Annotated in this window: 15 protein-coding genes and 1 pseudogene; 5 read left to right on the top strand and 11 right to left on the bottom strand. The window is 72.5% G+C overall.

The genetic code is table 11. The features are described from left to right. Positions 1-86: 86 nt before the first annotated feature. Complete coding sequence (locus FBY22_RS42100) at positions 87-932, top strand: diacylglycerol kinase family protein (RefSeq protein ID WP_142153986.1); 846 nt, start codon at positions 87-89, stop codon at positions 930-932. Positions 933-1012: 80 nt separating this feature from the next. Here FBY22_RS42100 and FBY22_RS42095 read toward each other — a convergent pair whose 3' ends face one another. Next, on the bottom strand, positions 1013-1501 hold the full coding sequence (locus FBY22_RS42095; protein ID WP_142153984.1) for a GbsR/MarR family transcriptional regulator: 489 nt from the start codon (positions 1499-1501) through the stop codon (positions 1013-1015). A gap of 74 nt (positions 1502-1575) precedes the next feature. On the opposite strand from FBY22_RS42095, the gene FBY22_RS42090 reads away from it, so the two are divergent. Genes FBY22_RS42090 through FBY22_RS42080 form a run of 3 tightly spaced genes read left to right on the top strand, consistent with a single transcriptional unit; the run spans position 1576 to position 4315 of the window. Beyond that, on the top strand, positions 1576-2475 hold the full coding sequence (locus FBY22_RS42090) for an ABC transporter ATP-binding protein (RefSeq protein ID WP_142153982.1): 900 nt from the start codon (positions 1576-1578) through the stop codon (positions 2473-2475). Further along, positions 2472-4040, top strand: coding sequence for an ABC transporter permease (locus FBY22_RS42085; protein ID WP_142153980.1), 1569 nt, complete (start codon positions 2472-2474; stop codon positions 4038-4040). The genes FBY22_RS42090 and FBY22_RS42085 overlap by 4 nt, the downstream gene beginning before the upstream one ends. Positions 4041-4078: 38 nt before the next feature. Then, on the top strand, positions 4079-4315 hold the full coding sequence (locus FBY22_RS42080; protein WP_142153978.1) for a hypothetical protein: 237 nt from the start codon (positions 4079-4081) through the stop codon (positions 4313-4315). Between the two features lie 18 nt (positions 4316-4333). Here FBY22_RS42080 and FBY22_RS42075 read toward each other — a convergent pair. The 3 genes and pseudogenes from FBY22_RS42075 to FBY22_RS42065 form a co-directional block, all read right to left on the bottom strand. Continuing rightward, positions 4334-4932, bottom strand: a pseudogene (locus FBY22_RS42075) (Uma2 family endonuclease). A 71-nt stretch (positions 4933-5003) separates the two neighbouring features. Next, positions 5004-6209, bottom strand: a complete 1206-nt coding sequence (locus tag FBY22_RS42070; RefSeq protein WP_142153976.1) for a cytochrome P450 — start codon at positions 6207-6209, stop codon at positions 5004-5006. 86 nt (positions 6210-6295) lie between these two features. Further along, the gene (locus tag FBY22_RS42065) at positions 6296-7006 is read right to left on the bottom strand and encodes a TetR/AcrR family transcriptional regulator (protein WP_142153974.1); all 711 of its coding nucleotides are present in this window, start codon (positions 7004-7006) and stop codon (positions 6296-6298) included. A 97-nt stretch (positions 7007-7103) separates the two neighbouring features. Between FBY22_RS42065 and FBY22_RS42060 the strand changes: the two genes are divergently transcribed. Beyond that, positions 7104-7538 carry an SRPBCC domain-containing protein gene (locus FBY22_RS42060; protein WP_142153972.1) on the top strand — a complete coding sequence of 145 codons (435 nt, stop codon included), beginning with the start codon at positions 7104-7106 and terminating at the stop codon, positions 7536-7538. Here FBY22_RS42060 and FBY22_RS42055 read toward each other — a convergent pair. The 7 genes from FBY22_RS42055 to FBY22_RS42025 all read right to left on the bottom strand — a co-directional run bounded on the left by FBY22_RS42055 (position 7535) and on the right by FBY22_RS42025 (position 15080). Then, positions 7535-8200, bottom strand: a complete 666-nt coding sequence (locus tag FBY22_RS42055) for a response regulator transcription factor (RefSeq protein WP_142153970.1) — start codon at positions 8198-8200, stop codon at positions 7535-7537. The two genes, FBY22_RS42060 and FBY22_RS42055, sit on opposite strands and share 4 nt — an antisense overlap. Next, positions 8197-9579 carry a sensor histidine kinase gene (locus FBY22_RS42050; RefSeq protein WP_399212873.1) on the bottom strand — a complete coding sequence of 461 codons (1383 nt, stop codon included), beginning with the start codon at positions 9577-9579 and terminating at the stop codon, positions 8197-8199. Before FBY22_RS42050 ends, FBY22_RS42055 begins: the two co-directional genes overlap by 4 nt. Positions 9580-9680: 101 nt before the next feature. Next, positions 9681-10355 carry a response regulator transcription factor gene (locus tag FBY22_RS42045; protein WP_142153968.1) on the bottom strand — a complete coding sequence of 225 codons (675 nt, stop codon included), beginning with the start codon at positions 10353-10355 and terminating at the stop codon, positions 9681-9683. Then, complete coding sequence (locus FBY22_RS42040; RefSeq protein ID WP_142153966.1) at positions 10352-11737, bottom strand: sensor histidine kinase; 1386 nt, start codon at positions 11735-11737, stop codon at positions 10352-10354. Before FBY22_RS42040 ends, FBY22_RS42045 begins: the two co-directional genes overlap by 4 nt. Continuing rightward, positions 11730-12944 carry an acyltransferase gene (locus FBY22_RS42035; protein ID WP_142153964.1) on the bottom strand — a complete coding sequence of 405 codons (1215 nt, stop codon included), beginning with the start codon at positions 12942-12944 and terminating at the stop codon, positions 11730-11732. Before FBY22_RS42035 ends, FBY22_RS42040 begins: the two co-directional genes overlap by 8 nt. After that, complete coding sequence (locus tag FBY22_RS42030; RefSeq protein ID WP_142153962.1) at positions 12937-14007, bottom strand: alpha/beta hydrolase; 1071 nt, start codon at positions 14005-14007, stop codon at positions 12937-12939. Before FBY22_RS42030 ends, FBY22_RS42035 begins: the two co-directional genes overlap by 8 nt. A gap of 173 nt (positions 14008-14180) precedes the next feature. After that, on the bottom strand, positions 14181-15080 hold the full coding sequence (locus tag FBY22_RS42025; RefSeq protein WP_142153960.1) for an alpha/beta hydrolase: 900 nt from the start codon (positions 15078-15080) through the stop codon (positions 14181-14183). Positions 15081-15199 lie beyond the last annotated feature (119 nt).

Below are 15199 nucleotides of genomic sequence, written 5' to 3'. Positions count from 1 at the left end.
GCCCCGGAATAGACGAAGCCCCTGGCGCAATAGCGCAAGGGGCTCTTGCACAAAGATGCTACCCGAGGAAGCGAGGCAGGACCGAGGTGGCGACTTCCGCGACTTCCGAGGCGAGTTCCGAACAGCTGCTGGTGGTCATCGATCCGGTGGCCCGACGGACGGACGGGGAGTCGGTACGCATCGCGAAAGACGTGCTCAGCGCGGGTGCGCAGACCAAGGTCTGCCTGCCGGACGGTCCGGAGGAGTTCGTCCGGGCCCTGACCCGGCGCGGGTCGAGAAGACTGGTGGTCGTCGGCGACGACCGGGCCCTGGTGCGCGCCGTGTCCCTTTTGCACCGGCAGCGGGAACTGGCCGGATGCGCGCTGTCGATGGTGCCGGTGGGGGCCGCGCTGTCGGTGGCCCGATCCCTGGGGGTGCCCACGGGCGCGGTGGCCGCGGCCCGCTCGGTCCTCGACGGGGCCGTACGGCGGATGGACCTGCTCGTGGACGACAGCGACGGGGTGGTGCTGGGCGCGCTGCGGATCCCTCCGCTGAGCGAGGCGCACACGCCTCTGGAAGAGGCCGCGGGGCGCCCGTGGCTGCGCACGGCCCAGTCCCTGGTGCGCACCCTCGTCCCGGCCCGTGAGGCCCCGGCGCCCGCGCCCCGCGCCGCCCGCCTGCGCATCGAGGTCGACGGCGAGACCCTGGTCGACCTGGACCAGCCGGTGGAGGCGGTGTCGGTCGTGCCGGGTGAGCGCGGGGTGGCCGAGGTCGAGGTACGGCCCCTGTCGGTGGGCGCGGAGGCCTCGCCGGTACGGGCCGAGGGGCGGACCATAACCGTGTCGGGGGCGGACTTCCGCTACCGGGCGGACGCGGGCGTGTGCGGGCCGGTGCGCAGGAGGACGTGGACGGTGTGGGAGGGGGCCTGGGGGCTCACGCTGCCGGGGCGGTGAGGCGAGCCGCGGGCCGGCGGCCGAACGGTACCGGCAAGGGGTGCCGGGCTCTTGCCGGACGATACCGGCCAGGTCCCCCGCTAGGACCCGAAGAGTTCCTCGCGGTGGACCCGCCAGCGTTCCATCATGGCCGCGATCTCGTCGTCGACGAACTCGAAGAAGGCGAGCGTCTCGGCCATGCGGCGGCCCGCCGGGGTGTCGGCGCCGAGGCTGCCGACACCTTCCCGCAGAGCGCCCTCCCAGCGTTTGATGACGGCTTCGCGGTTGGTCAGCGCCTCGTACCACTGGTTGCTGTGCACCCGGTAGCGCTCCCGCCGCGAGCCGGGCTCGCGCTCGCGGGACACCATGTGCTGCTGGGCCAGGTAGCGCACCCCGCCGGAGACCGCGGCCGGGCTGATCCGCAGCTGTTCGCCCAGCTCCGCCGAGGTCATCGTCCCCTCGTCGGAGGAGAGGAGCGCGGCGAAGATCCGCGCGGGCATGCGCTGCATCCCGGCCTCGACGAGCTGTGCCGCGAAGCTCTCCACGAACTTCGAGACCGCTTCCTGGTCCCGCCCCGCCGCGTCAGTCATGGCCACCACCCTAACCGGGCTTCATACGCTTCCTTATCTTCACAAATTTCTGAAAGAAGCGTACGTTCTGAACCATGACGAAGGCAATCACGGTCGCCGGGCTCCACAAGACCTTCGGCCGGACCCACGCCCTGGACGGCCTCGACCTCGACGTGGAGACCGGCGAGGTGCACGGCTTCCTCGGCCCGAACGGCGCCGGCAAGTCCACCACCATCCGCGTCCTGCTCGGCCTGCTGCGCGCCGACTCCGGCGCCGCCCAGGTGCTGGGCCGCGACCCGTGGAAGGACGCGGTGGAGGTGCACCGCCGGATCGCCTACGTCCCCGGGGACGTGACCCTGTGGCGCAACCTGTCGGGCGGCGAGGTGATCGACCTCTACGGCCGCCTCCGCGGCGGCCTGGACGCGGCCCGCCGCGCCGACCTGATCGAGCGCTTCGAGCTGGACCCCACCAAGAAGGGCCGCACCTACTCCAAGGGCAACCGCCAGAAGGTCGCCCTGGTCGCCGCCTTCGCCTCGGACGTGGACCTGCTGATCCTGGACGAGCCGACCTCGGGCCTGGACCCCCTGATGGAGGAGGTCTTCCAGCGCTGCGTGGAGGAGGAGCGGTCCAGGGGCCGGACCATCCTGTTGTCGTCGCACATCCTCAGCGAGGTCGAGGAGCTCTGCGACCGGGTGAGCATCATCCGCAAGGGCCGGACCGTGGAGAGCGGTTCGCTGGCCGACCTGCGCCATCTGACCCGGACCAGCGTCACCGCCGAACTGGCCGGCGCCCCCAACGGGTTGTCGCACCTGCCGGGCGTCCACGACCTCGACGTCCAGGGCCGGCGGGTCCGGCTGCAGGTCGACACCGACAAACTCGACGCCGTACTAAGGCAGTTGAGCGAGTCCGGCGTCCGCTCGCTGACCTCCACCCCGCCCACGCTGGAGGAGCTGTTCCTGCGCCACTACCAGGACGAAGAGGTGGCGGCGCGATGACGTCCCTCGTGGGCACCCGGATCCTGCTGCGCTTCAACCTGCGCCGCGACCGGCTGATGATCCCGGTGTGGGTGGCGGTCAACACCCTGATGGTCCTCTCCATGCCGAACACGCTGAGGACCCTCTACGGCACCCCGGCCGAACGCGCCGACCTCATCCACCAGGTCGCCACCAACGCCTCCTTCCGCGCCCTGATCGGCCCCGTCTTCGACGACTCCGTCGGCGCCCTGACGGCCTGGCGCGTCGGCGTCTACGCCGGGGTGCTCGCCGCGATCACCAGCCTGCTGGTCGTCGTACGCCACACCCGCGACGAGGAGGAGAGCGGGCGTCAGGAACTCATCTCCTCCGGCGCGGTGGGCCGGAGGGCCTCCCTGACGGCGGCCCTGCTCGCGGCGGCCGTGGCGAACGCCGTGCTGGCCCTGCTGGTCGTGGCCGGCCTGGCGGGCCAGGGAGCCGTGGGCGCGCTGGCCTTCGGGCTCGGACTGGCGGCCGTCGGCATGGTGTTCGCGACGGCCGCGGCGATCGTCGCCCAGCTGACGGAGAGCGCCCGGCTGGCGCGCGGCCTGACCGCGGGCGTGCTCGGCGCGGCCTTCGTGCTGCGCGCGGCGGGCGACTCGGCGACGAGCGACGGCTCCTCGGTGTGGACCTGGCTGTCCCCGCTGGGCTGGCTGGAGAACCTGCGCGCGTTCGCCGGCGAACGCTGGTGGGTGCTGGCGCTGTTCGCGGCGGCGATCGCACTCCAGGCGGCCGTCGCCTACGGGCTCGCGGGGCGCCGGGACATCGGCATGAGCTTCCTGCCCACCCGTCCCGGACCGTCGGTCGGCCGCCTGGGCACGGCCGGCGCACTGGCCTGGCGGCTCCAGCGGGGCAACGTCCTGGGCTGGTCGCTCGCCTTCTTCGTCGTGGGAGTCGTCTACGGCGGCCTCACGGACGGCGTGGCCGACATCGTCGGTGACAACGAGAACGCGCGGAGGATCTTCGAGCGGATGGGCGGCCAGAGCGCGCTGACCAACGCCTTCCTGGCGGCGATGGTCGGCATGATGGGCCTGGTCGCCGCGCTGTACGTCGTCGGCAGCGTGCTGCGCCTGTACGGCGAGGAGACCTCCGGCCGGGCCGAACCGGTGCTGGCGAACCCCGTGGGCCGGCTGCGCTGGGCCGCCGGCCACCTCGTCATCGCCTTCGGCGGCTCGGTCCTGCTGATGCTCGCGACCGGCCTCGGCTTCGTCGTCGGCTACGGCAAGGAGGCCGGGCCGATCCTCGGGGCCTGCCTGGTGCAGCTCCCCGCGGTGTGGGTGATCGGCGGGCTGGCGGTCCTGCTGTACGGGGTGCTGCCCCGAGCGGCGACGGCCGCCTGGGGCGTGGCGGGCGCCGTGCTGCTCATCGGCTGGGTCGGCCCCGCGCTGGACGCGCCCCAGGCGGTGCTGGACCTGTCCCCCTTCGGCCATCTGCCGAAGCTGCCCGGCGGGGAGATGCAGTGGGCGCCGGTACTGGTACTGCTGGCGCTGGCCGCGGCACTGGTCGCCATGGGCCTGACGGGACTACGACGCCGGGACCTGACGACCTGAAGCAACCCTCGGGCGGCCCGCGTGCGTCCGTCCCGAGCATGGGACAGCGTAAGGAGGCCGCCGCGGGCTGCCTGACCGCGGCCGTGGGAGCGGGCGCCGGACTCGCCCTGTGGTCGGTCGACGTCCGCGAGCGCATGTGGCGCTTCGAGGCTGCCCCCGACTTCAGCGTCCTCTACGCCGAACTGCCGCTGGCGGTCCTCGGCGGGACGGCGGTCAGTCTCGGCCTGTGGGCCCTGGTCCGAACTCTTCGGCGGGGCCGCGGAGGCGGGATGTGATCAGCTGGCGGCGGTCGCTCAGTCCAGGTAGTCCTTGAGCTCCTCGGTGTCGAGTTCGATGCCGACAGGGGCCGGCAGCGTGACCTTGCTCCCGAACTTCACGGTATGGATGTCCTGGTATCCGTCATCGGGATCCGGATCGCTGTGTACGAGGACCGACAGGTTGTCCCGGTCGATCAGCAAGTAGACGGGGATCCCCGCCTCGGCGTAGCCCCGGGGCTTTTCCACACGGTCGCGAAGATGTGTGTCCGAGTCGTACGAAGTGATCTCGAGGACCATGAGCACGCCATCGGTCTCGGCCCAGTCGCCCTGTCCCGCGAAGTGCCCCACCGGCGCGAGCACGCCGTCGGGCCGGGCCCGCCCCTTGCGGTACGTCTCGACCTTCAGGCCCTGGGCCGGGTTGAGGTCGAGGTCGGGCCGGGCCGGGCCTGCATGCAATGCCGGATCAGCCACATGATGATCGACCCGTGGTTGCCGTTCGTCACTTTCCTGACCCCGATCCGTCCGCCGATGAACTCGAGCCTGACGGTCTCGTCCTCGCGTTCGGCGAATGCCGCGATCCGCTCGAACACGTCCATCGACATCTGTGACGAGGTGCGTTCTGCCATAACCGTCATGGTGCCTCCCTCCGCAGGCAGGCACCAGCCTGACGAGTCGCTTGCGGCCCTCACCGGGGATCGCTCAGTGATCATCCCACGGCGACTGCGAGGCCCTCCAGGCCCCGGATCACGAAGTTCGGCTTCCGGCGGGGCTCCTCGGCGAGGCTCAGGGTGGGGGCCTTCTCCAGCAGGGCCGTCATGGAGGCGGCCAGTTCGATGCGGGCGAGCGGGGCGCCGATGCAGTAGTGGATGCCGGCGGAGAACGAGATGTGCGGGTTGTCCGCGCGGGTCAGATCGAGCCGCTCGGGGTTCCGGAAGACCTCCGGGTCGTGGTTGGCCGACCCGAAGAGCATCGCGATCTCGGCCCCCCTGGGGATGACGGTGCCGTCGATCTCGATGTCGTCCAGGACCCAGCGTTCGAAGAGCTGCAACGGGGTGTCGTAGCGCATGAGTTCTTCCACCGCGGCGGGGACGAGCGCGTGGTCGGCGCGCAGGGCGGCCAGTTGGGCCGGGTTGCGGAAGAGGGTGTACCAGCCGTTGACGGTGGCGTTGACGGTCGCCTCGTGCCCGGCGTTGAGCAGCAGCACGGCCGTGGAGATCATCTCCTGCTCGGTCAGCCGGTCACCCTCGTCGTGGGCGGCGATGAGCCCGGAGATGAGGTCGTCGCCGGGCTCCTTGCGCCGCTCGGCGATGAGCTCGCGCAGGTAGTCCGAGAACTCCACGGAGGCCTGTACGGCTTTCCGGGCCGTCTCCTCGGACGGGTTCAGCTCGTACATCCCGCAGATGTCCGCAGACCAGGGCCTGAGCGGGGCCCGGTCCGCCTCGGGAATGCCCAGCATCTCGGCGATGACGGCGACGGGCAGCGGCTCGGCGACGTCTGTGAGGAGATCACCGCCGCCGTTCTCGACGAGCCGGTCGACGAGCTTGCCGGCGAGGTCGCCGACATACGGCTTCAGCCGCTCGACCGTGCGCGGCGTGAACGCCTTCGACACCAGCCGCCGGATCCTGGTGTGGTCCGGCGGCTCCAGGTCGAGCATGCCGTGGTCGTTGAGCGTGTGGAACGGCTCGTGCTCGGGCGGGGGTGCGGTCCGTCCGAAGTCCTCGTGGCCGAACCGGTGCAGATACGTCCGCCCGAGCCGGCGCTCCCGCAGCAGCGCCGAGACGTCCGCGTGGTGCGGCACCAGCCACTGGTCGGTGGCCTCGAAGTAGTGCACGCGCCCAGCGGCACGCAGCTCGGCGTAGGCGGGGTAGGGGTCGGCGAGAAACGCCGCGTCCCACGGATCGAAGACAGCCATGCGGGGACGCTAACCCGACACGCCGGGCTCTGACCAGGGGTGTTCCTTCAGCTGATCGACGAGCGCAAGCATCTTCGGCGCGGGAGCTACCTCCGGCGGGCGGTCCCGAGTGAGCCCAGGCCCGTGTCGAGCAGGCGGGCCGCGCGGTGGACGTCCGCGGTCACCTCGTCGTACAGCTGCTCCGGCGTCTGCGTGCGGTCCAGGTGGCGGTGCAGCGACTGGAACTGCAGCGGCCACAGGGCCAGCAGCGCTGCCGCGGCGATGCGGGGTTCGGGGGCGTCCGGGACCGCGCCGGTGCGGTGGGCCAGGATCTCGGTCGCGACGGCGACCTGCCGGTCCGCCATGTCGTGGTGGTAGGCGCGGAGGGACGGGGTGGACCTGGTGAGCGCGGCGAAGCGCGACAAGGCCGCCTTCGCCTCAGCCGGATCCTCCTGCGCGGCCAGCCAGGAGGTGATGGCGGCCAGTTCGGCGGAGAGGATCTCCAGTACGGCCTCCACCGGCGAGAGGTCCGGGTCGGACAGAACGGCCCGCAGGGAGTCGAGGGTGCTCTCCCCCAGGTCCAGGACCAGTGACTCCTTCGTCGGGAAGTGGTTGAACACCGTCTTCTCCGACACTCCGCAGGCCTCGGCGATCTCGGCCACCCGTACCGCGTCGAAGCCCCGCTCCAGGAACATCTCGGTGGCCGTGTCCGACAGCCGCTGCCGCAGCTGCCGTTTCTTGCGCTCCCGCAGCCCCTCCCCGGCCGGCTCCTCCGCCCGGCGGCGCAACGCCGTCCAGTCCACAGTGCGCGTGCTCATGGCTGGAGCTTAGAGGCCCTGCTCCCAATATTTTTACTGCTACAGTAATTTTTTAGTTACTGTAAATTAGTGGTGAGATTCGGCCCCAGGAGCCTCCATGAGCGCCATCCACATCGTCCGTGACTACCCGCATCCGCCCTCGAAGGTCTGGCGGGCGGTCACCGATCCCGAGCTGATCCCGCAGTGGACGGCCACCGGCGCGGGCGCGCGGCCGGAGGGGTTCACCACCGTGCCGGGCACGCGGTTCCGGTTCGTCGCCCGGCCGAAACCCGGGTGGCGCGGTGTCGTGGTGTGCGAGGTGCTCGAGGTCCGGGAGCCGTCGCTGCTGCGGTACTCGTGGCAGGACGAGGGCGGCGGTGAGGTGACCGAGGTCGCCTACCGCCTCGCACCGCACGCCGGCGGCACCCGGTTCACCTACGACCACACCGGCTTCACCGGCGCCGGAGGGTTCCTCATGGCGAGGATCCTCGGCAGCGTCCGCACCAGGATGCTTTCCAAAGGCCTGCCCGCCGTACTCGACCGGCTCGACTAACCCGGCGTCACCAGCCGCGCCTCATAAGCGAACACCGCCGCCTGGGTCCGGTCCCGTAGGCCCAGTTTCACCAGGATCCGGCTGACGTGGGTCTTGATCGTGGACTCGGCGACCACCAGGCGCTCGGCGATCTCGGCGTTGGACAGGCCCTGGGCGATGAGGACCAGGACCTCGGTCTCGCGTTCGGTGAGCTCGCCGTAGGCCTGGTGGGCGGACTGCATGACGCGCGGGGTCTGGGAGAGCTTGGAGAACTCCGTGATCAGGCGTTTGGTGACCGTGGGGGCGAGGAGGGCCTCGCCGGACGCCACCACCCGGACGCCGTCGGCCAGTTGGCGGGCCGAGGCGTCCTTGAGCAGGAAGCCCGAGGCGCCGGCGCGCAGCGCCTGGTAGACGTACTCGTCGAGGTCGAAGGTGGTCAGCACCAGGACCTTCGACGTGCTGTTGGCCGCCACGATCTCCCGGGTCGCCTCGATGCCGTTCATCTCGGGCATGCGGATGTCCATCAGGACGACGTCGGGCGTCAGTTCACGGACGCGGTCGACCGCCTCGCGGCCGTTGACCGCCTCGCCGACGACCTCGATGTCCGGCATCGCGTTGAGGAGCACCGAGAAGCCTTCGCGCACCATCATCTGGTCGTCCGCGATCAGTACGCGGATCGTCATGCCTCTCCTTCCCTCACCCCGGCGACCGGCAGGAACACCGTCACCTCGTATCCGCCCTCGTCCGTGCGGCCCGCCGTCATCTCGCCGTCGAGCATGGTGACGCGTTCGCGCATGCCCGTGATGCCGTGGCCGGCACCGGGTGACGGTTTCACCGCCGACGGCTCCGGAGGTGGGCCGTTGACTATGCGCAGGCCGAGACCGCCGAGGACGTAGGACACCTCCACCTTGGCCGCGGCGCCCGGCGCGTGACGCAGGGTGTTGCTGAGCGCCTCCTGGACGATCCGGTACGCCGACAACTCGACGCCCTGCGGCAGTTCGCGTATCGCCCCGGTCGTCGTCCTGTCCACGCGCAGGCCCGTCTCGCGGACGTTGGCGAGCAGCGCGTCCAGGTCGGCGAGCGTGGGCTGCGGGGCGTCCGGCGCCTCGTAGTCCTCGGCGCGGACCACGCCCAGCACGCGGCGCAGTTCGGTCAGGGCCGCCACCGCGTTCTCCCGGATCGTGGCGAACGCCTTCTCCAGCTCCGGCGGCGGGTTCTCCACCCGGTAGGGCGCCGCCTCCGCCTGGATGGCGACGACCGACATGTGGTGCGCGACCACGTCGTGCAGCTCGCGGGCGATCGTCGTGCGCTCCTCCAGCAGGGTGCGCCGGGAGCGCTCGTGCGCGGTCACCGTCTGCTGCGCGGTCACCTCCTGACGGGCGTCGCGGCGGATGTGCCAGACGGTGACGGCGAGGAGGGCGAGGGCCGAGAAGAACACCATCGGGGCGGAGTTGGTGCCGAACGGCGAGTGTCCCCAGTCGAAGAAGTTCTCCACCACGACGCCGTACACCGCCGTCAGAACCCACATCCACGCCGCGGTGCGCGGCCGGGTCCGGGCGGCCACGATCGTGAGGACGAACAGGTGGCAGGCGAAGCTCCCGGGCAGCCACGGGAACTCGGTCTCCCAGCCGCCGCCGACCACGATGGCGAGGGGGGTCGCGGCCATCGACAGCCAGAACGCCCCGACCGGCCGCACCATGGTCAGCAGGACCGGAACCAGCGCGAGCAGGCCGAGAACGAGGTTGTTACCGGCGCCGATCATGGCGCTGTTCGAGCCGATCAGCATCGCGAGCAGCCCGAGTGCGACGACCACGGCGTGCCCCCGCCAGGCCGCGTACTCCCGCATCCTGCCCTTCATCCGCCGGGTGAGCGGGCCGTCGACACTCATCCGGGGCAGCGGACGGTAGGCGAAGGCGTCGTGGAACAGGTCCTGCCGCAGGCCTTGCAGCGCGTCCATGGCGGCCCGGAACTCGGGGCTGCGCGGCTTGTACGGCTCGTACGCGGCGTCCGACGGCTCCATCAGCCTCGTCGGCTCCGGCTGCGTCTGGGTCTTCTCGGTCACATGGAAACCGTAGGCGCAGGCCCGGTCCGGGGTCGTCCCCTGTGAGAACGGTCCTTGGGCATCCACCTGAAGTACTACGGGTACGGGGCGCGGGACAGCCGTCAGTAGCCGGACGGCCTGACCAGCCCCGACTCGTACGCGAACACCGCCGCCTGCGTCCGGTCCCTGAGGCCCAGTTTCACCAGGATGCGGCCCACATGCGTCTTCACGGTCTGCTCCGCGACGACCAGCCGTTCGGCGATCTCCGCGTTCGACAGGCCCTGCGCGATCAGCGCGAGGACCTCCGTCTCGCGCTCGGTGAGATCGCCGACGCGCACCTTCAGCGGGGCCCGCGGCCGGTCTCCCAGGCGGGAGAACTCCGCGATCAGCCGCCGGGTGATGCCGGGCGCGAGCAGCGCGTCGCCGGCCGCCACCACGCGGACCGCCTCGGCCAGCTTGTCCGCCGAGGCGTCCTTCAGCAGGAACCCCGAGGCGCCCGCCCGCAGCGCCTCGTACACGTACTCGTCGAGGTCGAACGTGGTGAGCACCAGCACCTTGATGTGCGGCAGCTCGACGGCGATCCGGCGGGTCGCCTCGATGCCGTTCAGCTCGGGCATGCGGATGTCCATCAGGACGACGTCCGGGGCGAGTTCGCCGACCTTGGCCACGGCGTCCGCGCCGTCCACCGCCTGCCCGACGACGTCGATGTCGGGCTGGGTGTTGAGCAGCACGGTGAAGCCCTGCCGGACCATCTGCTGGTCGTCGGCGATCAGTACGCGGATCGGGCTGCTCGTCATGCGGTGGGGTCCTTCACGTCGGAGGTGTCTTCGGCGGCGACGGGTCCCGCGGCCTCGGCGTGCGGGGTGACCGGGAGGAACACGGAGATCTGGTAGCCGCCGCCCGGCCGGACGCCGGCCAGGAGGTGACCGCCCAGCATCGCGGCCCGCTCCCGCATGCCGAGCAGACCGTGCCCGGCGCCCGGCGACTCGGAGACGGGGCTGCTCGAGGCCGAGTTGAGGACCTCCACCCGCAGGCCGTAGGGCACGTAGGCGATCTCGACGCTCGCCGTCGCGCCGGGGGCGTGACGCAGTACGTTGCTCAGCGCCTCCTGCACGATCCGGTACGCCGACAGCTCCACGCCGGACGGCAGCGGCCGCCGCTCGCCGACGATCCGCGTGGTCACGCTCAGCCCGGCCGCCCGGGTGTTCTCGACCAGCGCGTCGAGCCGGTCCAGGGTGGGCTGGGGGCTGTGCGGGTCGGTGCCGGCCCGGTCGAGGGCGTCGGTGTCGCCGTCCTCCGAGCGCAGCACGCCCAGCACCCGGCGCAGCTCGGTCAGCGCCTCCAGCGCGTTGTGCCGGATGCCCTCCAGGTTCTCTCGCAGCTCCGCGGGCGGATCCTGCACGAGATGCGGGGCGACCTGGGCCTGGATGGAGATGACGGACATGTGATGGGCGACCACGTCGTGCAGCTCGCGCGCGATACGGCTGCGCTCCTCCAGAAGCGTGCGCCGCGCGCGCTCCTCCGCGGCCAGCGTGGCCTGCCGGCCGAGCTCCGCCCGGGCCTCGCGACGGCCGCGCAGCGCGCTGCCGAGCGCCCACACGATCGCCGACAGGGCGACGGCGACGACCCCGGTCTCCTGGTAGTGCGGGGCACCCCACACGCCCTCGAGGACATAGGTGGCCAGGGCGGTCACAGCCAGCGCCTCGGCGGAGACACGGGTGGGCACGCGCAGGGCGAGCAGCAGCATCACGAGCGACTGCGCGACGATCCCGGCCGTGGTCCAGGGCCAGGTGAACGGCATCGCCGGCGGCGTGCTCAGCCGGCCGTGCAGCAGGACGGCGCCGATGAGGGTGGCGCCCGTGGACAGCCACCACGCCGGGATCGGCCGCCTGAGGGCGAGGACCACCGCGCCGCCCTGCGCGACCGCGAGCGGGAAGGCGGTCCCGTTGCCCAGGTGTCCGTTGTCCCGAAGCTGTGCCACTCCGCCGAGCGCGACGCCGAACGCGGCCAGGCACAGCACCGCGTGCGGCACCCGACGCAACCGCGAGAAGCGCGGCAGCGGGTCGGCCCGCAGGGTCCACAGGTCCTCACGCAGCGCCCGCAGCCGGCGCGGCACCCGCTCGCCCAGCACCCGCCGGATGCCCGGCCCCGTCCCCGTCACGCGGACCACCCTAGACACGGCGCGGCCCCGCCGTCCTCGTCCGGTCGGCCGGTCCGTGCCCGGTCCGGACCACCCGCGAGCGGCCACCCTCGGCCGGACGGCCGTGTTCGTAGCTGCGGAACGCCGTCCAGCAGACCGTCAGGGCCACGGCGAAGACCGGCAGCCAGGTCAGGCGGTATGCCACCCAGACGAGGTCGTCGGGGCGCGTGTGCAGGCCGGGCAGGCGGCCCGCGAGGAGGCCGGTGGCGGTGGTCGCCATCATGGCCGTCTGGTGCCAGAGGAAGATCGTCATGGCGGAGAGGTTCACGAGGGCGACCGCCGCCCACGCCAGGGGTCGGCGCATCGTACGGCGCAGCCGGTCGCGCAGGAGCAGGGCCAGGCCGCACTGGGTCAGGCCGAAGGTGACGGCGGCCAGCGTGGGCGGGTCGAGGTTGGACACGGACCCGCCGGGGACGCCGACCATCGAGGCCGGGTAGCCCGCCCACAGCACCAGCCCGGCCGTCGCCGCCGCCCCGCCGAGGAGCAGCACCCAGCCGGCGCGGGGACGCTCCAGCTCACCACGGGCCCAGGCCGCGCCCAGGGTGTACGGCACCAGCCAGCCGGCCGCCAGGTTCACCCAGCCAAGGCTCTGCGGGGCGCCGAGGCCGAAGCGGAGAAGGTCCACATGGAGGACGACGGCCAGCGGCCACAGGGGGTTGAGCCGGGCGACGAGCGGGGTCGCCGCCGTCAGCGCGGCGAAGACGACGAGGAACCAGAGCGGGGAGAGGGCCAGCTTCACGAGGGTGCGGACCGTGGAGTAGTCGGTGCCGGAGGAGAGAAGGGCGACGGTGACGACCGTCCACAGGGCCAGGACGGCGGCGACCGGTTTGAACAGGCGGGACAGCCGGGTCACCAGCCAGGTCCGGTACGGCACGCCCCTGGAACGGGCCGCGGTGTAGCCGCGGGTCGCCACATGGCCGCCGACCAGGAAGAACACGGCGAGGGTCTGGAAGGCCCAGGAGATCGGGGCCAGCCCGGGCATGTGCCGCAGCGGGCTGGCGGTGTGCAGGTTTCCGCCGTCCGCCACCAGGGCGGTGACCAGCCAGTGGCCCAGGACCACGCCGAGGATCGCGAAGGCGCGCAGGGCGTCCACGGCCCGGTCCCGGTCGGCGGGGGTGGCGGCGTCGGCACGGTGTGCGGCGCGCCGTATGCCTTCCCAGGTGCCGTGCGGGGTCGGCTCACGCATGGGACACCTCCCCCGTCTCGCCGAGGACGATCCGGGCGAGGTTGGCCAGGGACACCGAGCCCGGCCGGAAGTAGTCGCTGTGGCCGCCGCCGCCCGCCGCGAAGACGCGGGCGCCGAAGGCCGGGGAGACGGGATCGGTGCCGAAGCCGACGGTCGTGCCGAAGAAGTCGGTGCGCACGTGCGGGACCTCGGCGATCCAGTCGTCGCCGCCGCGGGCCGCCCAGACTCGGGCGCCCGTGTGCAGGTCCGCGGCCGTGTCGGCGCCGGTGCCGGGGCTGCCGAGGAGGACGATGTCGCTCACGCCGAGGCCGGAGAGCCGGGCGGCCGAGCGGCCGCAGACGACCGTGCCGTAGGAGTGGCAGAGCAGGGAGACGCTCGCGTCCGGGCGGGTCACGGTGTGCAGTTCGGCGAGGAAGTCGCGCAGGCGCGGGGCGGCCCGGTCGGCGCGGGCCGTGGTGAGGACGGTCGTGCTGACCGTGGCGGGGGTCGTGTAGCCGAGCCAGGCCACGACGGCCGTGCCGATGCCCTGCGGGGCCTCCCGGTGCAGGCGTTGGCGGAGGGCGACGGCGGTGGCGCGGAAGCGGGCCCAGGTGTCGAGGGAGGTGTCGGAGCCCGGGACCAGCACGGCCACCCGCGAGGCGTGCGCGAGGTCGCCGAACACCTCCGTGGCCCGGCCCTCGCCCCTGCCGTCGAAGGCGAGGAGCCGGCGGGAGGGGCCGGCCATGGCGTGGTCGGCGGCGGCACGCGTGGAGTCGCCGTGGGCGGCGGCCATCCGGGACGCCTCCGCGGCGTCGGCACGGTTGGCCGCGTACGCCGCGTCGAGGGTGGAGGGCGTGAGCGGCGCCAGGGAGGCGGGGGGCGGGGCGGGGATGTCCGGCCTGGTGGCACCGGTGAGGGGAAGGACCACGGCGGCGGCGACGAGGACGGCCAGCGCGGTACGGCGTCGGCGGTGCCTGCGGCGGCGTGGGGACCGAGGGGCGTCGTTCTCGCTCGGCCGTCCCGCCCCGGGTGTCCGCACCCTTGGTGCGGACACCGTCGCCCCGGCCCCCGTCTCCCGCCCCATGACGTGTCTCCCTTCCCCACGGCCCGGTCATCGGGCTTGTCTGGAGGGGAAGTTACGGAGACGACGGCGTCGTCCGCGTCACGCTGAAGAGCCCATGTGCGGCGTAGCTCTCAGGTATTACGGGTATGTGAGGGCAACCCCGAGAACCGGGCGAAAGGCCTGTTCAGGGCGTGTCACCAGGCCAGTTGGGCGATCTCCTCCGCCACCACCGCGCAGGCGTCCGCCGCGGGGTCGATCAGGGGGAAGTGGCCGACGTCCTCCAGGAGGGTGAGGCCCACCATCTCGCCGGACTTCGCCGCCGCGTCGGCGTAGGACTCGGCGACCGCGTGCGGGACGGTGATGTCCGTACGGCCCTGGACGAGGGCGGTCGCGATGCCGGTGGGCAGCAGCAGCGCCGGGTCGGCGTAAGGCCGGCGCTCGGCGAACTTCTCGTCGCCGCCCAGGAGTTGCCGTACCGCCCCACCGCAGACCTCCAGCTTGTCGGAGACCTCGAAGTCGGCGATCGGGGCGAGCGCGACCACACCGCGCAGGGGTGGGGGGCCGCCGGTGCGCCAGGGCGCGTCGACCGGCAGGACATGCCGGGCCGCCGCCCACAGGGCGAGGTGGCCGCCCGCCGAGTGCCCGGTGACCACCATGCGCCGCGGGTCGGCCTGCGGAAGAGCCTGGCGGGCGAGCGCGGGCAGCGCGTCCAGCGCCGCGGCCACGTCGTCGAAGGTGTCCGGCCAGCGGCCCGCGACGGGACCGCCCGCGGCGCCCTCGCCGCCCTGCCCCGGAAGCACCGCACCCCGCCGGTACTCCACGCTGGCCACGGCGAACCCGCGCCGCGCCAGGAAGTCCGCGAACGGCGAGATGTGCTTCCGGTCGTACGGTGCCCGCCAGGCACCGCCGTGCAGGACGACGACCAGCGGGACGAGCCCGGCGCCGGGGACCGTCTCGCCGCGCGGGGCGTAGAAGTCGATCACCTGGTCGGGGTGGTCGCCGTAGGCGGCGGTGGAGTCGGGGTCGACCGCCGGGTGCGAGAAGGCCGACTCCTCCTCGGCGGCGGCCCGGGCTGCTGCGGCGTCGTCCGGCATGCTCCAACCTCTCAGCGGCGTAACTGTTTTGACGGACCGGGCGGGAAAGCGTCCCAGATGGGAATGCGGCCGTTGGCGGGGACGGTATCAGGCCGGTGACGTGCGCGGACACGTGGATG

It is taken from the genome of Streptomyces sp. SLBN-31, assembly GCF_006715395.1.
Classification (GTDB): Bacteria; Actinomycetota; Actinomycetes; order Streptomycetales; family Streptomycetaceae; genus Streptomyces.
The sequence above is the reverse complement of the archived record's forward strand: the minus strand, read 5'-3'. Positions and strand labels throughout refer to the sequence as shown.